Source organism: Carnobacterium sp. CS13 (assembly GCF_016653495.1).
GTDB lineage: Bacteria > Bacillota > Bacilli > Lactobacillales > Carnobacteriaceae > Carnobacterium_A > Carnobacterium_A antarcticum.
Genome location: NZ_CP067364.1, coordinates 525,242 through 547,923, shown reverse-complemented (window position 1 = coordinate 547,923; position 22,682 = coordinate 525,242). Strand labels below are relative to the sequence as shown.

The following is a 22,682-nucleotide window of genomic DNA, read 5'->3' as shown; positions in this document are numbered from 1 at the left end:
TCCTTTAGTTTTTATTCTTTGCTTCGTCTGCGTCTTTACGGCGTATACTAAAATGCCGCTTGCCTTTATTGTCTTGCACCGTTTCAAATACGGCTTTTTCTTTCTTTTCTATCTTTTCAACTTTTTCAGTCGACTGAGGCGTAATTTCTTTTTTTATAAATTCTCTTTTCGGCTTAGTCGATTTTGTTTTAGGCGCAGTCTCTTTAGCAACATGCGTTTCAGTTGATTTAGTTGGACGCTCTGATTTCTGATTGGTTGGGTTTTTAGCTTTTTGACTTCTGCGTTTGCGGGCAGGACGTTCAGCTTTATCAGCTCGCTCCGTTTTTGATTTTCCTTTTTTTGCTTCCAGCCGTTGCAACACAAAATAAGGACAACCAAAATTACAATATTCATATAAGTAATCTTCCAGATTGCTGATTCTTTGGTCTTGCGGAACTTTACGATTGCGGTTATCATAAAAGCCCTTCAACCGTAATTGTTCAAATCCCCAATCCGCTACTACATAATCATACTTATCTAAAATTTCACTGTATCTTTCACCCAAGCGCTCAGCATCAAAAGCATCTCGGTAATCTTTTACAATTTCGTATTTGCTGCCGTCAATGGTGATCATAGTCGCATCCAGTCGATGCACCAGTTGTCCTTCAGTGGTGGCGCCCGCAACTTCTTGTAAACTTAAATCTATCGTTACGGTTGAATTAGCGCTGTTCTCTTCGTCAGTTGTTTTAGTTGTTTCTTTTTTCGTATTGGCTCTGCGGCGAGATTCATTGACCGCTTTTTTTCTAGAACGACTTTGCTTCAGCTGTTTCTCTTGTTTTTCAGTCGTGCGTTTAGTCCCTTGCTTTTTTTCTACTGCTTTTTTTTCAGCCGTTTGTTTGTCTTGCTGTTGTTTTTGTTCTACCATTTCTTTCACCTACATTTTCTGTTCTTATTTGATTACAGGATAAGTTTTGCTTAAATACTGCCCTAAGACATTTCGTATAAAGTAAGGGAACAATACTTCGTTCTTTCCTTTGATCTCAATCGTTGGAAAAAACGGGATATAAAGAAAGTGATCGACCGAAGCGAAAGTGTACGTTTTACTGTCATCAATCGATTCTCCTAGCCAGGTCACTAATCCGGTTTTCTTATCATAAGAAACACCGTCATAACAAAGCTCGCCAAACACTTCTCCTCTGAATCCCATTCCTTTTATAGGGAAGTTACGCAAAAAGTCACGATTTTTTTCCATTTCATAAATGACACGAATCATGTCAGCTCCATCTAATGTACATCTTAATACTCTCATTGGATGAGGTAAAACTTGATGCAATTCATCATTGGTTACGACCCCTTCAATCAAAGGCTGCATAAACAGTCCTGCATTTAAAATAGCCACATCTGTTTTTGCATAATCTTTAACGGCTGCTAATCCCACTTCCACTAATTTAGAGTTTTTTTGCCAACTGACAGGAAAATTAGCGGGGATTGCAGCTATTTCTTGTTCATTTAATAGTTGATGCCCGATGGTTTCATAGCCTAAGATTAACGCTTCTTCATCTTTCGGAGCTGGCAGTTTTCCTGTTTCTACTACACTCGCTTCTGCTGATACTAATTGTGTTCCTTCAACTTCCAAAACTACTTGTCCCACATATTGGCCAAATTTACCAGCCGCTGCCAGTAACGTATTACGAACTTTTTCGCCTTTTGGCAACAAGTGATGCGTATGAGAACCTAAAATGACTTTGATCATGGGGTATTTTTCTGCAATTTTTCGGTCTTCAATAATTCCTAAATGAGACAGCAAAATGATGGTGTCTGCAAAAGGCGTTAATAACTCTAACATTTCTGGAATGACATCTTCTGGCTCTTTAACAGTCCAGCCTATTGGTTCATAACTGGTTGGAAAAGGAGCGGTTAAGCCAAATAAACCGATTTTATGCCCTGTTTTTGTTTTTAAGATATCAAAGGGCTGAGCCCATTCAGGGTAATTGCCGGTTTGCCGATCCATCACATTTGACAAGATTACTTTAAAGTTAGCTTCATCATACAAATGATTCAACTCTGCTTTTGAGCTACCGATTCCTTCATTGTTGCCGATCGTCACAGCGCTATAGCCTACTTCGTTTAAGAGGCGTACATTTGCTTGTCCATCTGTTGCTTCTGTTAATGGATGAACACGATCGCAAGCATCTCCTAAATCGAAAGTAAAAGACGTTTCTTCTAGCTCAAATAACCTGGATTGCTCCGAGCGTAAATAAGCAGAAATTCTCGGCCAGTTTTCAAAATGAGAATGGATATCATTGGTATGGTAAATATGAATGCGCTCCATAGTTTTTCTACCTTCTCTTCCTAAAATGTATATAGATCTATTATAACAATATTCCCAGCTTTTATCTTGATTTTCAATAAAAAACTAGGATTCTCTGTGGTTCTCGCTACTTTCTTTCCAAAAACCAAGGGAAATTTGTTTTCCTATCATTGGTTTTGTAACCGTTCACCACAAATTTTAATATATTTTTATTTACAACTCATCTAAATTAATGCTAATCTTAGAGGTAGCACATTTATAAAGAGCCATAATAAACGAACAATACTGATATATTTTTTATGATTGATTAGGTTGAAGAAAGAGAAACGACTGTTCAGAAATACCCAGACGTTTATTGTTCTGAAATAACTGCTGGATAAGAAAGTCCCTTCTTTATTCCCAGCTGTTTCACAATCTATTCCAGTAGAAACCCAATTTACGTTTCATTATTTTGCAATCATACTCTCATAAAGCGTATGATGTAACCAATCGTTCATTTTGTTTTAAAATAGATTTATCTTTTTCAGTTATCCCAACAGTTTAAGTAGTCCTTTTATTCCAGCTATTCAGCTCTGCTGATAGCTCTTTTATTTGAATAGAGGATTGCTTTTTAAAACCATTCAGCAATGAGGAAAATCTCTGCAGTTTACAAAATATGTATAAATTTACAGGAAGCACATAGAGTGTTTAAAAAAACATTCTATGTACTTCCTACTTTACTTACTGCCATTAAATTTTATTAAGGAGTGTTTCAAATGATTGAATTTAAAAATGTCGAGAAATATTATGGTGATTTTCATGCTTTAAAAAACATCAATTTAACGTTCAATAAAGGCGAAGTTGTCGTCGTTATTGGTCCATCTGGTTCAGGTAAAAGCACCATGTTGCGCTGTATCAACGGATTAGAGGAAATTAGCAAAGGCGATTTAACGATCAACGGCTTAAATATCCATGATAAAAAAACCAACATCAATTTGATTCGTAAAAATGTAGGAATGGTTTTCCAACACTTTAATCTCTACCCGCATAAAACAGTTTTGGAAAATATCATGTTAGCTCCCACAAAAGTATTGAAACAGTCTCCAGCTGAAGCACAAAAAAAAGCAGAACTGTTATTGGATAAAGTTAACATGCTTAGTAAAAAAGATTCTTATCCTGTTCAATTATCAGGCGGACAACAACAACGAATCGCCATTGCTCGTGGATTAGCTATGGATCCGAGTGTGTTGCTTTTTGACGAACCAACTAGTGCTTTAGATCCAGAAACGATTGAAGATGTTTTGGATGTTATGAAAAAATTAGCAAAAGAAGGCATGACAATGATCGTTGTTACTCATGAAATGGGATTTGCACGTGAAGTAGCAGATCGGGTTGTCTTTATGGCCGATGGCGAGGTCTTAGAAGACCGCGAAGCTGGAGCTTTTTACGAAGACCCGCATGATGCTCGTGCCAAACAATTTTTAAGCAAAATCATTAATCATTAATCAATAGGAGGATGTTTAGATGAAAAAAACGTTTAGACGATTTGCTTTTCTACTTCTACTCCTGCCCTTATCTATTCTAGCTGCATGTGGTGCAAAAAGCATCGCAGCAATAGATATTACAGAACGTTTGGAAAATGATCCAACCATTACTTGGGGGGTAAAAGTAGATACAAATTTATTTGGACTTTATAATATTGCAACAGGCGAGATTGAAGGATTTGATATCGATATCGCCAAAGCCTTAACGGAAGTCATCACTGGCGATGCGGCTAATGCAAATTTTGTTGAAGTGACTTCTAAGACCCGTATTCCTTTGTTAAAAAACGGCAACATTGATGCCATTATTGCTACGATGACCATCAGCGAAGAACGTAAAAAGCAAGTTGATTTTTCAGAAGTTTATTTTGACGCAGGACAAGCTTTATTAGTACCGGAAGACAGCTCTATTCAAAGCGTTACAGACTTATCTTCTGAAACAACTGTCCTTGCTGTTAAAGGCTCAACTTCAGCTACTAATATCCGGAAACATGCTCCGGATACTCATGTTTTAGAATTAGAAAACTATTCTGAAGCCTTTACTGCCTTACAATCAGGACAAGGAGATGCAATGACGACAGACAGTGCTATTCTTCTAGGCATCATTGCTGAGAATCCTGGCTACCGCTTAGCTGGCGGAACGTTCACGGATGAACCATACGGCATCGCCATCAACCACGGGCAAGAAAACTTTGTTGATGCGGTAAATGCTGCTTTCGAAACGATTAAAGAAAACGGCGTCTATGATGCCATTTATGCTAAATGGATCCCAGAAACCGATGACTGATTCAGCAATAGAGTTTAGCTAGACTTTACTCGGATTAAATTAAGTGAGGTGCACAGAATGATAACTATTTTTACTAACTACTCGGATATTTTATTCGAAGGGTTCAAATATACCCTGTATTCAAGTTTTATTGCTTTATTCCTCAGCTTGATCGTTGGTACTTTATTTGCTATCTGTCAAGTATCGCAAAATAAAATTTTAAGAGGAATCGCAACAGCTTATGTTGAGTTTTTCCGCAACATCCCTCTACTGATCGTTGTGATGTTCTTTTATGTCGTTGTTCCTCTTTATTGGTTCCAAATTGACGGGTTTACAGCTGGTACGATTGGCTTGACGATTTATACTTCGGCTTTTATTGCTGAAACTGTGCGTGCTGGTATTATCAGCGTTCCTAAAGGACAAATGGAAGCTGGACTTTCGACTGGATTTACCTATAACCAAGCAATGCGTTACATTGTCTTGCCGCAAGCGTTTAAAATCGTGATTCCGCCGCTTGGCAACCAGTTCATTAACTTAGTTAAAAATTCATCTGTTTTAGCAATGGTTGCTGGCCTTGATTTGATGTATCAAGGAGACTTGATTGCCAGTGAAACCTTTAATACATTTGACACATATATCTTAATTGGTTTGATTTATTTAGTGATCACGTTACCGCTAACTTATTTAATGGCTTATATTGAACGCCGTTTAGAAATCAAAGCATAGAAGGAGGAATTTCATTTGAATTTTGCAGAAGCTTTTTCATGGATCAACATCCGCTTTTTATTGGATGGGCTCCTGATCACTGTAGAAGTAGCCTTACTCTCAATCCTCTTCAGTTTTGTGATTGGCAGTATTTTAGGCTTGATCCGCTATTTAAAAATACCCGTCGTTTCAAAGATTTTTGGCTTGATTATTGATTTGATTCGTAACCTGCCGCTCTTATTGATCATCTTTTTTGCTTACTTTGCTTTGCCGCAGATTGGCATTCGTTTCGATATCTTCTGGTCAGCAGTTGCAGCCATGACGATTTTCGAATCCGCCATGTTGTCGGAAATCATTCGTGCCGGATTAAACTCTGTCCCAAAAGGCCAAACAGAAGCTGGACTTTCAACTGGACTTTCTTATGCTCAAACGCTGCGGTACATTATTATTCCACAAGCGTTTAAAGCAATGGTTCCTCCGATTTTAAGCCAATTTATCTCGTTGATCAAAGATACGTCGTTAGCGACCATTATTTCTTTACCTGAACTCACGCATAATGCGAGAATCATTTACGGACAAAATACGACTTATGTTATTCCAATGTTTATTGCCATGGCTTTATTGTATTTCTGTATCTGTTTCGCCTTATCCAGAGTCGTCAAACGGTTGAAACTAGGATTCTAATCATTAAGCAATAGCAAAAAAGTTCCCATCAAACAGAGTGTTCTGTTTGATGGGAACTTTTTTGCTCATTAAACGCTTGTTGCTGCTAAATCAATTAGGTATATAGTTAAGCACAAAATCTTGAACTTTTTGCTGGTATTCTTCTTTGTTTTCCTCATAAGAATCTGCATGATCAGCATTCGGTGCAATATATAATTCTTTAGGCGACGGATTAGCTTCATACACATCATAGACCATTTCTGTCGGTACAAATTTATCTTCGGCCCCATGAATAAACAGCATTGGAACAGTGTTCTTTTTGATTTGTTCGACTGTGTCGGCTTCTCCGAACCAATAATCAGAACGTACTTTCGTTACTAGACTAGTTACTGGAATTAAAGGAAACTCAGGCAGGTTGTACATATCTTTCAATTGATAAGCCAGTTCTCCATTTACAGAACTATAACCGCAATCTTCCACAATAACTTTTACATTCGACGGCAACTCTTCGCCGCTGACATTCATGACCGTTGCTCCGCCCATACTGATTCCAAATAAAGCCAGTTCCGCATCTTGGCCTACTTTATCGATCATCAGTTGGATCCACTGCAAATAGTCTTTCCGTTCATGCCAGCCAAAACCGATATAGTCCCCTTCACTCGTTCCATGTCCACGGGCATCCGGTATAAGCACATTAAACCCCATATCGTGATACAATTTAACATAAGGCGCCATTTGTTCTAAACTGCCTGCATATCCATGAGCCAATATAGCTACTTTTTTAGAAGAAGGTTCTCCTTCAACATAAACCCCAGAAAGCTTTAATCCATCAGCAGATTCAATCGATAATTTTTCACGGTCGACCTCATCGTACCATCTTTTTTCTTCCAGCCATGGATCTTTTGGATCATAGTCTCCATCCACATCTGCTGCTTCTATGAAATCCTTTTGATTTATTGCTACTGCTACATCATAGAAATAATTTCCTGCGAAGCCTAACCCGATACTAATCAAAACAACCGGCACAGCTAAACCAATCCACCATTTTCTTTTCACTCGATCACACTCCACTATTTTTTGTTGGTTCTTCTACTTGTTCAAATCCTAAAACTATTCAACTTATTTTTGAATGGCACCGCCTGTATGTATATCTTCCATCATCGCTGTAATAAGAACAGTACAAATCATACTGTACCATTTTTCTTCTATTCTATTCAATATGTACTGGATATTTCACCGCAAATTAAAGTTCTCCTTCAACCGTTTCTTCCTATTTGGCTTTTCTTTTCCAATGCCTTCTTTTTGTAGTTTAAAGCTGTGACTGGTATACTGAATAGCGAAGAGGTTATATTTGATTGAAGGATTATATAAATTAAATGTAACGTTCAACAAATTATCTAAGGAGCTGGTATTATGCAAAAAGAACAATTAGAAATCGTAAAAAATGGACAAGGTTTTATTGCGGCACTCGATCAAAGTGGTGGTAGTACTCCAGCAGCTTTAGCGCTTTATGGCGTTTCAGAAGATTCCTATTCAGGCGAAGATGAGATGTTTGATCTCGTTCACGAGATGAGAACGCGCATCGTTACCTCTCCTGCTTTCAATTCTGATTCTATTTTAGGCGCTATTTTATTCGAACAAACGATGGACCGTAAAGTTGAAGGTCTTTTTACTCCGGATTATTTATGGGAAAAGAAAGGCATTGTTCCTTTCTTAAAAGTTGATAAAGGATTAGCTGAAGAAGCTGACGGTGTTCAATTAATGAAGCCCAATCCTGGATTAGACGAATTATTAAAGAGAGCAAATGAAAGACATATTTTTGGCACTAAAATGCGTTCTGTTATTAAAGAAGCCAATCCTGAAGGTATTAAGAAAGTTGTCGACCAACAATTCGAAGTCGGCAAACAAATCATTGCTGCTGGTTTAGTTCCAATTATTGAACCTGAAGTAGATATCAACAGCAAAGACAAAGAAAAATCTGAAGAACTCTTAAAACAAGAACTTCTAAACCATTTGGATAAATTAGGCGAAAATGAACCGGTTATGTTGAAACTTTCCATTCCATCTGTGGACAACTTCTATAAAGAATTGATCGAACATCCAAAAGTTGTCCGAGTCGTTGCTCTTTCCGGCGGCTACACACGTGAAAAAGCCGATGAAAAATTATTAGCCAATCACGGTTTGATCGCCAGCTTCTCAAGAGCCTTATCTGAAGGGCTAAGTGTTTCTCAATCAGACGAAGACTACAATAAATTATTGGAAGAATCCATCGAAAAAATCTATGAAGCTTCAATAGCGTAACTCATAAATCGAAACAAAAAAGAGTTGAGACTTAAATCTCAACTCTTTTTTTATTTGCCTAAGTTTTATTACTTATCTTCCTTACTTTGTTCCTCTAGAAAACTCAGCAGTTTAAGAGTCGTATTTCGATTCCTGATGGTTACCTGCTTATAGTAAGGACGACTGGCTAATTTGGAGTAATACGTTTTACTGTAATTATTTTGAAAAGAAGAAGACCAAAAAACGGCATGCTTCCCGATATGAATTCTTTCATAAGGTGTATCAATAGCCGCTAGCAGTTCAATAATCTTTTCCTTATCCGCTGAAGGCAGCAAGAATAAGGCGTTGTGTCTGTAACCTTCTTCTGCTCCCCACCAAGCTGGGCTATCAGCCAATTCTGCTTGGTACTTTTCTGCAGAAAGGACCAAAACTTCAACCGGAAAATCAAAGTGTTCAGACAAGATTTTTTGGCATTTGGCTAATACATCTTGCTCCGTATCTTCCTCGCTGTCGATAATCAAATTGCCGCTGTTAATATGAGATTTGACATTCGTAAAACCAGCGTTGACCAGGTATTCTTTTAACTCGCCCATGGGAACTCTATTTTTCCCTCCAACATTGACCCCTCGCAATAAAATAATAAACCGCATAGTACCGAACTCCTTTTTAGTTTAACTAGCTTATTCGCTTCAACAGATAAACTTCTTTCTGATACTGCTTTTAGCTGCTCAATTGCTCCATAAAAATTCAGCGACCAACTTATCCACTTTAATATTCTCGTGCAGCTGACTGTGATGAGCATGCGCTCCCGTTATTTCTTCATCATGGTAATCAAGCCCATTTGTTTGCATTAAATAACCGATCGCCAACCCGCTTCTGATCGGAACGGTGCCGTCTCCTTCAGAACCATCTTGCAAATCGCCAACAATGTTCAGCATTTTAGTTGATGAGGGGTACTGTTGAATAGCGGCTGAAAAGTCGCCATACCGCTCGCTGATAACCGATGGGCCATCCTGACTTAACGCATCAAGTGTTTGCGTTTCATTGCCCGTCACAAAATCATTAAACGGAGCACCGATGGCAATAAATTTGTCAACGGTTGGCAGTGAGTCATCATTCCCATAGGTGACGAGGTACCGGAAACTGCTCACACCCCCCATCGAGTGACCGACCAGATTAACTTCATCGATTTGATAGGTTTGTTTTAAATAGGATAGAACAGCTTTGATCCAATCGGCTTGGTTCCATTCATTGTTTTTATTATCCGCAAACAATACCTGAATCAATGGATTAATTGCTTGGTCCTGCCAACTGCCTGTTTCAGAAACACTGCCATCCGGTTGAACGGTTACCGTTAAAGCTTTTTCCCCGAGTCCGCTGACTTCCAAACGAGACAGCATACCATCAAACGTACCTTTCGTTCCTTCATAACCATGGATAAAGAGCGTTGGAACAGTCGTCTGATTTGTGGTCAATGGATCCGTTGACTCGCTACTGGAAATAGCTGCTTCACTCGTGCTAGGAGTTTTCGATTCAATTGAAGAACGTCCTTCATTAATCGATCCAGCTGACCGTTCACTTTGACTTTGGCACCCCAAACTCACAATACTTAGCAAGGCGACCATAAACGTAAACAGAAATGTCTTTCTCATGCATTACCACTCCCGACAAGTTTGAATTTATTGCAGTGAATCATTTTATCTATCATAAAACAAAAACAGGCTTTTTAGTACCCAAATCTGCACTTCCGAGGGGCAGTTTGCCTCGTTCTTACGCTTTCGGGGAAAACACACCTTGTTAATATGAGTTCGTTCAGTTTACCCACAAAAATAGACAAGTCCTCTGATTTATACGAGTGACTTGCCCCAAATAAGAAAAGGCTGACTAAAGAGTCAACAACTAGTTGTAAAAGTGTTCCATCGAATCAGACATTTAGAGTGATTCAATAACCGTTAGATCGTCTTTTGACAATTCAAAATCGAATAACTCCAGGTTTTCAGCTTGGTGTTTGCTATTATGCGATTTTGGTATAACTGCAACGCCTCTTTGGATTTGGTAGCGCAGCAAGACTTGTCCCCAGTTTTTATCGTATTTTTCGCCGATTGCCGTTAACTTGGCAGTCTGTTCTTCGTTCACTTTATTTAATGGGCTCCACGCTTCCGGAAGAATATCATTTTTGAGTAGATACTCAATCAGTTCATTATTCCAAGTATGCGGATTTGATTGAATTTGGTTAACAACAGGTTGAATGCGAGCAAAAGTTTTTAACAATTCTAATTGTTCAATACTAAAATTCGATACGCCGATCGATTTGATTTTTCCTTGATCAACGAATGATTCCAACACTTCCCAAGTCTGTTTTAATGTATCTTTATCTTCAATGGGGTGATGGATCAAATACAAGTCGATATAGTCCGTTTTTAAATTTTCGAAACTTTGTAAAATCGTTTGCTCTACTCGTTCTTTAGAACCAATGTATTCTTCTTTTGCTGGAATTTTTGTCGTAAGATAAAACTCGCTACGATCGACCCCGCTTTCGTAAACTGTTTTTCCAACTCCCGCTTCATTCCTATAAGAAATAGCCGTATCAATCAAACGATAGCCGGCTTTGATCGCAGTTTGCAGTGCACTAAAGTCGCCATTCAGTTCACCATTGTATTGATTGTCTTCTTTTCCATAGGTATTCGTTCCGGTTCCGATTACCGGGATGTCTGTTCCATTTGCTAAAGTAATAGTTTCCATTGGCTTATTCCCCTTTACTATTTCATTAACTGTACTCTCATCCATAATAGTAAAGATTTTTACTGTACTAAGTCAAGTTTTTAGGTGCTCCTCACTACTAGAGCCTATATCATTTTTGACAAATCATCCATTTTCAAAGAAAAAACACCTCACCTCTTAATTAATAAAGAGGTGAGGTGTTTTACAATTTCGTTAACTACTCAGCTATAGCAGTTTCTCCAGTTACAGTGCCTTCATCTAATTTTGCGGAGTCCATTAATTCTTGAGAATCGAATGTAACGTTTCCTTCAACTGTTGAGTTAGCAAGGGTGAAGCCTTCAGCTTTCACTTCAATGTTTCCAATAACGGTTCCATTTTCCACTTTAAAGTTTGGCGATTCAACGACCATTGTCGGCACTGTTAATGTATATTCAGCAGTCACTTTATGATCTGCATCTTGTGCATACAAAGCTAATTTACGGTAAACGTCTGCACTTTCATCGTCTTTGTCATGGAAGGTTCCAGAAACAACTAGGTCTTCAGGTAATGTAACGTCATCTGTTATTGCAAAAATCCAATTGCCGTCTGCGCTAAGTCCTGCAACTACATCTTCTGGTTTGCTGCTGATCGATGCTCCTGAAACAACTTCAGTACTTTCAGCAACTGAAGAAGCCGTCGATTCTTTTTCAGCTGTGTTATCGTTATTTCCGCAACCGGCTACCATAATGATAAATGATGCACAAACTCCTAATAAAAGGCCTCTTTTTCTATTTGATTTATTCAACATATTTTTTTACCTCCGTTTTTTTATTCGTTTATAAAGCTACGAATACCTTTTTACAGAAGAATTAAGCAGTATTAATAACTTCATCAATAGTATACAACTACTTTGTGAATTATTCAACATGTTTCGTCAAAAAAATAAAAAAGGGAGTGAGACAAAAAGCGTTTAGACCCGAAGCACTGGAACGTATAAGCGCAGTATAGTCACAGACCATTGAGCATTATTCGTGAAGTGGACGTCGGGTCTGCTTTTTGGAACACGTTCTAGAATAAATATTCGGTATGCAAACGAGGTTGGGACTTTTGTCCCAACCTCGTCTCTTTTAATCGTCCATAAAAATGAATAGCAAGTACATTAATTGACTTCTTTGCCATGGTCAAATTGCGCTTCTTTCTCAATCTGTCCATTTTGATGATACCGAATCCATTTTCCATCCTTAACATCATTATCTAAGTGACCAATTTGCCATAACTCTCCGCTTTTGCGATAAAACTTCCATTCTCCTTGCATTTGACCATCAAAAAGACCGATTGCTTTGGTTTTTCCATTTTCAAAATAATGCGTTCGTATTCCGTCTTCGGTCACTTGTTTGATTTGTCCATTTTTATAATAACCGTTCACAATTGCTCCTCCTCGTAAATGGGTTGCAGCTTCAATTCATTAAAAGCAGCAGCTCTAAGTTACACCTCTTCGACCGTTAGTTCAGGCATTGCCTTTTTTAAATATTCTCCAGCAAAATCATCGTTGGTCAAATAGCGTTTGATCTCTGATTTTTCAATCAGCAGCGGCATGCGATCGTGAATAGGCAAAACCGATTGATTTGGTTCTGTTGTCATAATAATACTACGCGAACCTTCTTTAAATGTTTTGTAGAATCCGCAGATATAGACCGGTTGAGCAGATAGCGTAAAAAGATATTTTGATTTTTCTTTATTCCATTCAAAGAATCCAGTTGTCGGAAACACACAACGAGTGGTCTGAAAGGCTTTTGAGAACATCTTTTTCTCTTTAACAGTCTCGCTGCGCGCATTGATGATCAATTGACTTGGTTTAAACCCAGGAAAACCCCATTGCATTCCTGTTACCTGGATATTCTTTTCTTCGTCTGCCAAAATAAGGGCCGTTGTATCAGATGGGAATACTTCCCCTGTTTTAATTTCACTCGAACTCTTGCTTGCCAAATCATAGATCCGCTTGATCTCATCATTCTCGTTAGGTGAAAATCGATACCGACCGCACATGCAAACCCCTCCCGCTTCTTTTATAAGCATAGTATAGACAATTAGCAGAGGAGATTCTATTATAAGACCTTTTTTTCTAAAAATGCATGATCTTGTCACAACTCTTGGCAGCCAATTCCTGATCATGAGTAATCACAAAAATGATTTTCCCCATCGCTTTTAATTGCTTCATGAGTTTCGTCACGTTTTCCATGTTGGTGTAGTCAAGACCACTGGTTGGTTCATCAAAAATCAAAATATCTTTTCCAGAACAAATGGCGGCAGCAATCAGTACCCGTTGTTGTTGACCGCCCGATAACGAAACCGGGTGCCGGTTTTCTAACTTCCGCAAGTCCAACAAGTCGATTACCTCATCATACCGTTCAGGATTTTGAGCACCTAATAAAACTTCATTTTTCACGCTTTCAGAAAACAACTGGTAATGAACATCTTGCATCACTAAGAAGCAGCGTTTCAGCATTTGTTTTGCCGTTTGTGGCTTGCCTTTCCAATACACTTGTCCATGCTTGAATTTCAGCAAGCCGGATAGAGCTTTGATGAATGTTGTTTTCCCAACCCCATTGGCGCCCATAATGCCAATAATCATCGGTTCATCGATTGAAAAAGATGGGATTTCTTTTAGTACTTCTTGCTTTTTATACCCTATCGCTAACTCTTCTCCGGCCAACAGACTTTCTGTTGTAAAGTCGAATGAACCGATCAACTCTTGCACTGCTTTTTTGTAGGGTTCTAAATCAGTAGAACGCAGGCCTTTTTGATGCAGCTGTTCATTGCTTAACGCTAAAAAATCTTCTTGGCTATAAACGGTTCTTAATTCTCCCTCTTCAAAGTAACAGTAACGATCGGCAATCCCATTCAAGTATTCTAACCGATGTTCAGCAACAACAACGGTGATTCCTTTAGCTTTTAACTGATGGATCGTATAGGCGACCATCGCGATTGCGTCTGCATCTAAGTTGCCGGTTGGTTCGTCTAGAACAACAATCTTTGGTTCGTGGATAGCAGCAGCGCCAAGTGCAACTTTTTGCCGCTCTCCCCCTGACAATTCAAACAGATTGCGATCCAACAAATTCTGCAACTCTAAATTTGTACTGACGATATCTATTTTTTTAAAAATCTCAGCTGGTTCTATTCCAGCATTTTCACAAGGAAAAGCAATTTCTTTCGTGCTATTGATATGGAAAAATTGCGTGTTTGGGTTTTGGAAAACAGAACCGACGATACTCGCATAGTCTTCAATCTGAGATTTCCCCAACTCCAGTGTATCTGTTCGAAAGCTGCCGCTCCATTCGCCTTCATACACTTCTGGTATCAAGCCATTGATTAATCGCGTAAATGTTGTCTTACCACTGCCGCTTTTCCCGCAAAGAACGATACACTCGCCTGCTGTTATGTTTAATGCTGAGGCAGCAACAGCCTTTTCGTCGGAAAAAGGATAATGAAAAACAAAGTTCGTTAAATTGATCACAGCAATCCCCTTTCTACAGTACTTGGTGTAAATACACAAACCCGATGATCAACGTTAGACAGAATATATCTTGAATGTTAAAACCTATCCGTTCGATACTTGTGTGTTTATTCTTACGACTGATTCCCTTCGCCAATGAAGCAATCGTTAAATCTTGTGCCGTATTTCCAGCAGACATCATCATGGGAATAATGATGTATTCAAAAAAGCGGACCGGCTGCTTAACCATGTCCCCTTTTGAAAGAAAGATGCCGCGAAACTTCATGGCATCCCGAATATGCTGATAATCTTGCTTGATTGCTGGTAAAAAACGGACCATCACAATGACTGGAATAAGAATACTTTCTGGTGTCCGTAATTTTCGCAATCCCAGAGTTAATTCTCCCACAGTGGTAGTTTGCATCAAATACGTTCCAGCCATAATGCACGGCAGCATCAATCGCAAACTTACCGCAAAGAAAATAAGGACCATTGAGACTCCATCGGAAACTTGGTCAATGACATATTTATCTACCAAAATCATCCCTAAAAAAATCAGCAAATACGTTACCCCGGTTTTTCCTTTATCCGCTAGAATAAATAACAGTGCTAAAAGGAATATCGTTATTACTTCTAATATACCTTGGACCTGGCTCAGCAAAATGTAGTTGCACCAAAGCAAAATGACCATTTTAGTCCTTGGATCAAGTTGCATTACACTAGACCAGCTTTGCTAAAATGTTTTTTCACCATTTTTTGGCCAAATACCCCGCCAATAATAGAAAAGAGAACCAGTGATACTAAAACAGTCGCAATAACGGGCCATTCGAAACTAGCTAGAACCTTTGTGATATAACTATTATCTTTTCCTCTTTCAACCAAACTCTGAATATAAGCTTCTTTCATAAACCACATTGGCAAAATCGGCCCCAAATTGCCTAATGAAAAGACAAAATAACTCGCTAAATTCCATTTGTCGCTTACATAATGTCCTTTTTTAGCAACAAAATCTGCTAAAAAGCCAAAGACTAAACTCGCTAAAAAGGTCGGTCCGAAATGACCAGAACTAAAGTAAAACAGCGCCAATAAGATTCCTATGATTGAAATCGCACCAAACTTTTTCACTTTAGTCACTAAAAACATATAAACAACTCCGGAAAGAAGAGCTGCAAATGAAGGCGCGAAAATATGCGTTCCTCCTGGAATCAACACTACTCCTAGCAGCGTTCCAACCGATAGACAAACAAAATACAGCGCACTAAAAACGCCGATATTAATTAAATCTCCTACTTTTAGTTTTTCCATCTTCTTTTCTCCTTCTTAAAACGCATTTCTCCAAACTGTCTTGCTTTCATAAAAACAGACAAATTCTTCAACTAGACGTTTTTATTTTAATTAATAGATCAAATTTGTTAAATGAATCACAGATACATTTCAACCTATCTATTCTAACAGAAAACGGGAAACTTTTTATAGTGATGTTTACTTTTTTTAAAATTACTTATTTACTACCATAGAAAATCAAATGATTTTCTAATCAAAATCAGCTCTTTAAACAGTTCTATAACTGTCATTCGTTTTTAAAGCGTCAATGAACAGTCGCATAATGATAGATGAACACGACAGCACTAAATACCCAAGTAAAAATGCTGCAGCAGCAATTTTTTACTTGGGCAGCTTAATGTTATTGGTACTACATCTTTTTATCTCTAAGCTAACAGGATAGTCTGCTTATTCCTGAGAGTCAATATCAGCTTAGCCGTTAATAGTCTATTATACATGTATACGTGTTTGTTTAAATTTCAGCCAAACCTAATTCTTTTTTTGCCATTTGTACATAGTCATTAAGGCCAGATATCAAAGCAAATTCAGCAATTCCAACTGGATAGGCAGCATTTAATTCAAGGATATGTTCTTTCATCTTCGGCCAATGATAGCCTCCAGCTTCTTTATAGGCTTTGATGAGTCTATCCAGACTTTCTTCGCCAAACACTCTGTAATGACCAACGAAATCAGTGGCTGGATCCGCTACCTTAGCTTCTGTCCAATCAATCAATCCTGTTACATTACTATCTTTATCTATGAGGATATGGCCTGGATGCAAATCTCCATGAATCAGTGCTGTTTCTTTTGGCCACATCTCATCATCATTTAACCATGTCTGCCATCTATTCCACAATATCTCTCCGACACCAAACTTTTTTTTAACCTCAGCTATTCGATTTTTCATTACTTGCTTTACTTCCTCCGGTGTTTGAACACTAACTCCAGCTTCAGCTGCCTGTTTTCTTGGAATACGGTGAAGTTTAGCCAACACTTTTCCAAATGTCTGATAAAAGCATTGAGGAATATTTTTATCATCAATCTTAAAAACATACGCTTGCATATCAGGATCAATGGTACCTGCTGGGATACCCTTCAATTTTTTATACGTTATCAATTCTTCTGTATAAACCTCCCAATTGGGAGCTTCAAAATCAGCGTAGCGGTTGATAATGTCCAATGCAACTTTTTCAGCCGTTGTTCTAGGAAATACATCTGGACGTCTTGGCATGCGGAGCACCCATTCTTTTCCTTCCTTATCTGTAGCAAAAACAACTTGAAAATCTAGTCCCGATTCATTAAAAATGAAACTATCCTCTTTTAATTGGAATCCATGGTTTTTTGAAATTTCTATAACTTCTTTTTTTGTTTTACTCATTGCTTATCACATCCAAATCAATTTATTTTACTGCTGAATAAGGTTGCCTTCGTTATTGGTACTTCATCTCAGCATAACCCCTTCACCAAAGAGAGTCTTTGGTCAGTTATTTGCCAGATTTGATCGGCTGTTTTTTTTACAAAGTACTGATCATGAGAAGTAAAAATAACCGTCCCAGGATAATTCTTAATAAAACCTTCCAGAGCTTCTATTGTTTGGATATCGATAAAATTTGTCGGTTCATCTAATATGATGACATTTGAGGGACGGATAAACACTACGGCCAGAGAAATCCTTGTAGCTTCTCCACCGCTTAAAGCACAGACTGGTTTTGAGAGTTCTGTTTGTCTAAATCCTAAATGGTTCAATACAGACCTTACTGTGTTTTCTGGGTAATCGGTTTGTTTCATTAAATAATCAATGACCGGCATGGTATCCGTTAATTTATAACCCATCTGCTTATAAGAACTCACACGGACTTTTTGAGAAACGGCTATCCCTTCTCTAGCAGTTAAAATATGCTGCAACAAAGTTGACTTTCCTGATCCATTATCTCCGGTAATCGCAATTTTCTTGCCAAGCGAAAATTGAAAGTCTACACGATTCAGCAATAGCTTCTCTCCTGCATACAAGGTAACAGATTGCCCCATAATCGGGAACCGGTTATGCATTTCAAATGCTGGACTTGACGGAAAACGGATAGGTTTTAAAGCTGCAATTTTTTCAACTTCTCCCAATTGAGTCACTCGCGTTTCTAACGCTTTAGCTGTTTTTTGAACAGCTTTCTGAACACTGTCTTTTTGTTTAGAGGATGAAAGACGATCTGGTTTAATACTTTTGTTTTTATTCTTTTCACTAACCGTACTCATTTTTTTCGCTTGTTTTCTTTTTTGCTCAATAGCTTGTTCTAATCGCTGTTTTTCTTTGTTTACTTTTTCCGATGCCTTTATCGTCTCTACTCTTTTTTGTTCTTTTTGCACAACATAATCACTGTAATTTCCAGGATATTCAATGATGCTGCCATCCTCTATTTCCCATATTTTGGTCACTAATTGATTTAAAAAATCCCGGTCATGGCTAACGATAATCAGTGTGCCATAATAATACTTTAACTCATCGATTAAGAACCGAATGCTCTTTCCGTCTAAATGAGTTGTCGGTTCATCCATTAACAACCCCATTTGATAATCAGATAGCACACGGGCTAAGCGAAGTTTAGTTTCTTCTCCGCCACTCAAACATTCTGACATATTTATTGGAACGTTTAAACGATTCAGCAGCGCAGTATCAAGTTTTTCACTAATAAACAACTCACTCGTTTCTTCAATTTGTTTAAAGTAATTAAAGTCCACCAAACGATTTACTTCGCCAGAATTTGGAGCCAAGCTCCCTTGAACAAGATTTAACAACGTTGTTTTCCCTTGCCCATTCCTGCCGACAACCCCTATGCGATCATTTTGGTACGCAGTTAAATAATCAACAGCCAGTAGTTCCTTATTTCCAAAATTCATTTCTATATTTTTTAATTCTAAAGACAGATTTTCCACCATTTTTTGCACTCCTTTAATTTAGGCCGTGCAATCAACAGATTATTTGGGTACGCAAAAAAGAGATAGTCCCCTATCTCTTTTTGACAATTCTCATATACATCTTTTAACCAGATAGAATTTGAAAAAATGGGCAGATTGCGCCCCTGTTTCTGTCAATATAACAGGACCTTTTGAATAATATTTAATTATTGATTCAAAAGGTTAAAACGCAATTTCATAGATGCTGTCATTTTCCAAATCCTCCTTAGTTTACTTGTTTCTCTTTTAACACACTAAAACAGCGATTCAGCTGAATGCCTCTAGTTCTGTTAATGTCTTATTGAGCTTAATTTATTTGCTGCAAATAGTCAAGTCACAGTTATTTATTGAACGTAAATTTTCTTTTGTTCTTGACTTACCAGTAATCAGACCTTACATACCTTTCAACAGATTAGCCATTTCAATTGCAGAAACGGCTGAGTCATACCCTTTATTTCCAGCTTTGGTACCAGCACGCTCAATAGCTTGCTCGATATTGTCAGTCGTCAAAACACCAAAAATAACAGGTACACCTGTATTCATTGCAGCTGCAGCTACTCCTTTCGAAACTTCTGCACATACATAATCATAATGTGAGGTAGAACCCTTTATGACTGCACCTAACGTGATAACAGCATCGTAATCTCCTGATGCTGCCATTTTTTGGGCTACTAACGGGATTTCATAAGCTCCCGGTACCCACGCAACAGTGATTTCTTCCTCTGACATACCATGTCTGCTCAACCCGTCCACTGCACCGCTCAATAATTTTGACCCGATAAATTCATTAAACCGTGCAACCACGATCCCTACTTTTAAATCTTTTGCAATTAAGTTTCCTTCGAATACGTTCATTTGAATTCCTCCATTTAAGTTATTTTTAGCAGCTCTTGATGCCTTTTCTTAATAGTTCAAAAAGTGCTTCATTTTTTCTTGTTTGATCTTTAAATAAGCTTCATCCTCTGCATAAGCATCCATTTGAAGTGAAATTCTTTCTACGATGTCCAAACCGTATTTCTCCATGCTTTCAACTTTCAGCGGATTATTGGTCATCAAACGTAGTTGATAGATGCCTAAATCATCAAAAATTTGTTTGCACTCATAATACTCTCGCAAATCTATTGGGAAACCCAGCATCAAATTGGCTTCAATCGTATCGTGTCCTTGATCTTGCAATGCATAAGCTCTTATTTTATTGACCAAGCCGATCCCGCGCCCTTCTTGCCGCATATACACCAAAACACCACGACCTTCGTTTGCAATATGTTTCATTGCCGCGTCCAACTGCTGACCGCAATCGCATTTTTTAGAACCGAATACATCCCCGGTCAAGCATTCTGAATGAATCCGGCACAATACTGGTTCTCCGTCACTGACCTCTCCCATAACCAAAGCCACATGGTGTTCCCCGGTAATAGCGTGTTCATATGCGTAAATGTCGAACTCTCCATATTTGGTAGGCAATTGCGCTTTGGATTGGCGAAAAATAACCGCTTCTTTGGCTTTCCGGTAGTCAATCAAATCTGCAATTGTCCCGATCTTCAATCCATACTCTTTGGCCAACGATAGCAAATCATCTCTTCTTGCCATCGTTCCGTCTTCTTTCATGATTTCACAGCACAATCCCACTGGCTGCAAGCCTGCCAATCGCATCAAGTCAACCGTAGCTTCAGTATGTCCATTTCGAGTTAACACGCCTCCTTCCACCGCTTCTAACGGGAACATATGCCCTGGTCTTCTAAAATCTTCCGGTTTCGCATCATCCGAAACTAATTGCATAGCTGTCAATGACCGTTCTCCCGCTGAAATCCCCGTTGTAGTCTCTACGTGGTCCACTGAAACGGTAAAAGCTGTTTCGTGATTGTCTGTATTGTCCAAACTCATTTGCGGCAAGGCTAACTTCTTCGTATACGTTTTAGTCATTGGCATACAAATCAAGCCTTTAGCATAGGCAGCCATAAAGTTCACATTTTCTGCCGTCGCAAATTCAGCAGCGCAGATAACATCCCCTTCATTTTCTCGGTCTTCATCATCCACCAATAAGATGTTTTTCCCAGCCTTTAAATCAGCCAATAATTCTTCAATTGTATTAAACATGGTTTGCTCCTATCTGTTCTAAAAGAACCCGTTTTCCTGCAAATAATCTTGCGTTATTCGACTGCTCTCTTGAGGTTGTTTTTTCGAATTCAGTCCTAATAATTTCTCGACATACTTTCCAATCATGTCGCATTCCAGGTTTACAGTATCCCCCGGTTGCTTACACAGCAACACCGTTTCCTCTCCTGTATGCGGGATAATAGAAACTTGAAAAGATTGATCATCCACCGCCGCGACAGTCAAACTTACACCATCAATAGCAATGGAGCCTTTTTCAATAATGTACCGTAATATCCCAGGATCAGTTTCAATTGTGAGCCAAACAGCATTATCGTCGCGTTTAAATTCGCTGATCTGTCCAGTTCCATCGATGTGGCCGCTAACGATATGTCCGCCAAGCCGAGTTTCCAAACTCAGTGCCCGTTCTAGATTGACGAAACTTCCGGGAATCAATGTTCCGATATTCGTCCTTTTTAATGATTCAGACATAACATCTGCTTCAAAAGAATCGTTTTCTATCTTCGTCACAGTCAAACAAATACCGTTTGTTGCGATACTGTCCCCAATACGCGTTCCTTGCACTACTTTTTGCCCTTTTATTCTGAGAACTGAAGAACTTTTGCCGCTTTGGATCGACTTAACGGTTCCCACTTCTTCAATAATTCCAGTAAACATGAGACTTCCTCCAATCGATTGCTTCTCTTTATTTATCCAGATAGCCTTCTACAACTAGATCCTCTCCAACCATCCCAGCTGTCATCCGATTCAGTTGAAAAGCCTCTTTCAAATCTGCAACGCCTGCCCCTTCAACAGCTGTTTTAGCATGCTTTCCTCCGATGATTTTTGGCGCAATATAAACCTGCATTTTATCCACAATGCCTTCTTCCAAGGCTGAAAAATTCAATGCCGCACCGCCTTCCAGCAAAACACTGTCGATTCCCATGGCACCTAGTGTTTTCATTAATTCCCGCAAATCAACTCTCCCAGACTTCTCTTTAGTCACAATGACTTCAACGCCCATTTTCCTCAGTATTTTTATTCTTTCGCTATCGGCTCTTTCAGTAGCCGCTACGATTGTTTTAGCTGTATCCTCCTGGGTCAATACCGTTGACGCCAGCGGAATTCTGAGCTGACTATCCACCACAATTCTAATGGGATTTTTGCTATTTGGCCCTCGGGCAGTTAGCTTCGGATCATCTCTGATAACCGTTTCGACCCCGACCATGATCCCAGACAATTCATGACGCAAATTATGTACCTGCTGCCTGGAAGCTTCTCCAGAGATCCATTGAGATTCACCCATCACTGTCGCTATTTTTCCGTCTAGTGACATCGCCGTTTTCATCACAACAAAAGGTTCTTTAGTGATAATGTATTTCATAAAAACTTCATTCAATAGTTGGCATTCGTTTTCCAAGACACCTACGTCCACTTCAACTCCAGCATTACAAAGCCTTTCAATCCCTTTTCCAGCTACTAATGGATTCGGATCGAACGTCCCAACCACGACTCGTTGAATCTTTTTCTCTATCAACAAGTCTGAGCAAGGAGGCGTTCTTCCGAAATGCGAACAAGGCTCTAGCGTGACATACAACGTTGCTCCTGACACATCTTCTTTTGCTGATGCAACCGCATTTACTTCCGCATGAGGCTGTCCATATATTTCATGATATCCCTGACCAACCACTCTTCCATCTTTAACAATCACAGCACCCACTAAAGGATTCGGCGACGTCCAACCTTTGCCTTTCTTGGCTAAATCCAATGCAAGCTGCATATATTTTTCATCCAACCCTCTCACCCCTTCCAAAATAAAAAGCCCTAAGAATTTCTTCTCAGGGCTTTCGTCAGTTTTGTTTATAAAGACACCACAAATAAATCCGCATACTATGTACTCGG

At 38.8% G+C, this 22,682-nt stretch carries 23 protein-coding genes; 5 read left to right on the top strand and 18 right to left on the bottom strand.

The genetic code is table 11. The features are described from left to right. Window positions 1-4: 4 nt before the first annotated feature. Both JHE06_RS02640 and JHE06_RS02635 read right to left on the bottom strand, forming a co-directional pair. Window positions 5-904 (bottom strand): YutD family protein, encoded by a 900-nt coding sequence (locus JHE06_RS02640; protein WP_201089368.1) that lies wholly within the window; start codon window positions 902-904, stop codon window positions 5-7. A 24-nt stretch (window positions 905-928) separates the two neighbouring features. Next, entirely contained in the window at window positions 929-2,311 is a 1,383-nt protein-coding gene (locus tag JHE06_RS02635; protein WP_058920015.1) for a bifunctional metallophosphatase/5'-nucleotidase, read from the bottom strand. Between the two features lie 734 nt (window positions 2,312-3,045). On the opposite strand from JHE06_RS02635, the gene JHE06_RS02630 reads away from it, so the two are divergent. The 4 genes from JHE06_RS02630 to JHE06_RS02615 are packed head-to-tail and all read left to right on the top strand — an operon-like array spanning window position 3,046 to window position 5,965. Continuing rightward, entirely contained in the window at window positions 3,046-3,774 is a 729-nt protein-coding gene (locus JHE06_RS02630; protein ID WP_058920014.1) for an amino acid ABC transporter ATP-binding protein, read from the top strand. Between the two features lie 19 nt (window positions 3,775-3,793). Further along, complete coding sequence (locus JHE06_RS02625) at window positions 3,794-4,597, top strand: transporter substrate-binding domain-containing protein (protein WP_058920013.1); 804 nt, start codon at window positions 3,794-3,796, stop codon at window positions 4,595-4,597. Between the two features lie 57 nt (window positions 4,598-4,654). Further along, window positions 4,655-5,302, top strand: coding sequence for an amino acid ABC transporter permease (locus tag JHE06_RS02620; protein WP_201089366.1), 648 nt, complete (start codon window positions 4,655-4,657; stop codon window positions 5,300-5,302). 15 nt (window positions 5,303-5,317) lie between these two features. Continuing rightward, entirely contained in the window at window positions 5,318-5,965 is a 648-nt protein-coding gene (locus JHE06_RS02615; RefSeq protein WP_058920011.1) for an amino acid ABC transporter permease, read from the top strand. Between the two features lie 90 nt (window positions 5,966-6,055). Here JHE06_RS02615 and JHE06_RS02610 read toward each other — a convergent pair whose 3' ends face one another. Further along, a complete protein-coding gene (locus JHE06_RS02610; RefSeq protein ID WP_201089364.1) occupies window positions 6,056-7,000 on the bottom strand; it encodes an alpha/beta hydrolase in 945 nt (314 codons plus the stop codon). A gap of 357 nt (window positions 7,001-7,357) precedes the next feature. On the opposite strand from JHE06_RS02610, the gene JHE06_RS02605 reads away from it, so the two are divergent. Next, complete coding sequence (locus tag JHE06_RS02605) at window positions 7,358-8,245, top strand: fructose bisphosphate aldolase (RefSeq protein ID WP_201089362.1); 888 nt, start codon at window positions 7,358-7,360, stop codon at window positions 8,243-8,245. Between the two features lie 68 nt (window positions 8,246-8,313). Here the strand turns inward: JHE06_RS02605 and JHE06_RS02600 are convergent, their stop codons facing one another. The 15 genes from JHE06_RS02600 to ribD all read right to left on the bottom strand — a co-directional run bounded on the left by JHE06_RS02600 (window position 8,314) and on the right by ribD (window position 22,560). Continuing rightward, on the bottom strand, window positions 8,314-8,874 hold the full coding sequence (locus JHE06_RS02600) for a DUF1697 domain-containing protein (RefSeq protein ID WP_201089360.1): 561 nt from the start codon (window positions 8,872-8,874) through the stop codon (window positions 8,314-8,316). Between the two features lie 78 nt (window positions 8,875-8,952). Then, complete coding sequence (locus JHE06_RS02595; RefSeq protein WP_201089358.1) at window positions 8,953-9,876, bottom strand: alpha/beta fold hydrolase; 924 nt, start codon at window positions 9,874-9,876, stop codon at window positions 8,953-8,955. A 280-nt stretch (window positions 9,877-10,156) separates the two neighbouring features. Further along, the gene (locus tag JHE06_RS02590) at window positions 10,157-10,966 is read right to left on the bottom strand and encodes an aldo/keto reductase family protein (RefSeq protein WP_201089356.1); all 810 of its coding nucleotides are present in this window, start codon (window positions 10,964-10,966) and stop codon (window positions 10,157-10,159) included. A 196-nt stretch (window positions 10,967-11,162) separates the two neighbouring features. Next, complete coding sequence (locus JHE06_RS02585; protein WP_201089354.1) at window positions 11,163-11,732, bottom strand: polymer-forming cytoskeletal protein; 570 nt, start codon at window positions 11,730-11,732, stop codon at window positions 11,163-11,165. A gap of 351 nt (window positions 11,733-12,083) precedes the next feature. After that, entirely contained in the window at window positions 12,084-12,350 is a 267-nt protein-coding gene (locus tag JHE06_RS02580; protein ID WP_201089352.1) for a toxin-antitoxin system YwqK family antitoxin, read from the bottom strand. 59 nt (window positions 12,351-12,409) lie between these two features. Beyond that, window positions 12,410-12,970: an SOS response-associated peptidase gene (locus JHE06_RS02575; RefSeq protein WP_201089350.1), complete on the bottom strand. Its 561-nt coding sequence runs from the start codon at window positions 12,968-12,970 to the stop codon at window positions 12,410-12,412. A 76-nt stretch (window positions 12,971-13,046) separates the two neighbouring features. Next, complete coding sequence (locus JHE06_RS02570; RefSeq protein ID WP_201089348.1) at window positions 13,047-14,438, bottom strand: ABC transporter ATP-binding protein; 1,392 nt, start codon at window positions 14,436-14,438, stop codon at window positions 13,047-13,049. A gap of 13 nt (window positions 14,439-14,451) precedes the next feature. After that, the gene (locus JHE06_RS02565; protein ID WP_201089346.1) at window positions 14,452-15,132 is read right to left on the bottom strand and encodes an energy-coupling factor transporter transmembrane component T; all 681 of its coding nucleotides are present in this window, start codon (window positions 15,130-15,132) and stop codon (window positions 14,452-14,454) included. After that, window positions 15,132-15,722: an MptD family putative ECF transporter S component gene (locus JHE06_RS02560; protein ID WP_201089344.1), complete on the bottom strand. Its 591-nt coding sequence runs from the start codon at window positions 15,720-15,722 to the stop codon at window positions 15,132-15,134. Before JHE06_RS02560 ends, JHE06_RS02565 begins: the two co-directional genes overlap by 1 nt. Before the next feature lie 490 nt (window positions 15,723-16,212). After that, window positions 16,213-17,118 carry a macrolide 2'-phosphotransferase gene (locus JHE06_RS02555; RefSeq protein WP_201089342.1) on the bottom strand — a complete coding sequence of 302 codons (906 nt, stop codon included), beginning with the start codon at window positions 17,116-17,118 and terminating at the stop codon, window positions 16,213-16,215. A gap of 68 nt (window positions 17,119-17,186) precedes the next feature. Continuing rightward, window positions 17,187-18,665 carry a ribosomal protection-like ABC-F family protein gene (gene abc-f / locus JHE06_RS02550; RefSeq protein ID WP_201089919.1) on the bottom strand — a complete coding sequence of 493 codons (1,479 nt, stop codon included), beginning with the start codon at window positions 18,663-18,665 and terminating at the stop codon, window positions 17,187-17,189. A gap of 414 nt (window positions 18,666-19,079) precedes the next feature. Further along, window positions 19,080-19,541: a 6,7-dimethyl-8-ribityllumazine synthase gene (ribH, locus tag JHE06_RS02545; RefSeq protein WP_201089340.1), complete on the bottom strand. Its 462-nt coding sequence runs from the start codon at window positions 19,539-19,541 to the stop codon at window positions 19,080-19,082. Window positions 19,542-19,589: 48 nt separating this feature from the next. Then, entirely contained in the window at window positions 19,590-20,783 is a 1,194-nt protein-coding gene (locus JHE06_RS02540; protein WP_201089338.1) for a bifunctional 3,4-dihydroxy-2-butanone-4-phosphate synthase/GTP cyclohydrolase II, read from the bottom strand. An 18-nt stretch (window positions 20,784-20,801) separates the two neighbouring features. Beyond that, the gene (locus JHE06_RS02535; RefSeq protein WP_058919998.1) at window positions 20,802-21,458 is read right to left on the bottom strand and encodes a riboflavin synthase; all 657 of its coding nucleotides are present in this window, start codon (window positions 21,456-21,458) and stop codon (window positions 20,802-20,804) included. Window positions 21,459-21,486: 28 nt separating this feature from the next. Continuing rightward, window positions 21,487-22,560, bottom strand: coding sequence for a bifunctional diaminohydroxyphosphoribosylaminopyrimidine deaminase/5-amino-6-(5-phosphoribosylamino)uracil reductase RibD (gene ribD, locus JHE06_RS02530; RefSeq protein ID WP_201089917.1), 1,074 nt, complete (start codon window positions 22,558-22,560; stop codon window positions 21,487-21,489). Between the last annotated feature and the right edge of the window lie 122 nt (window positions 22,561-22,682).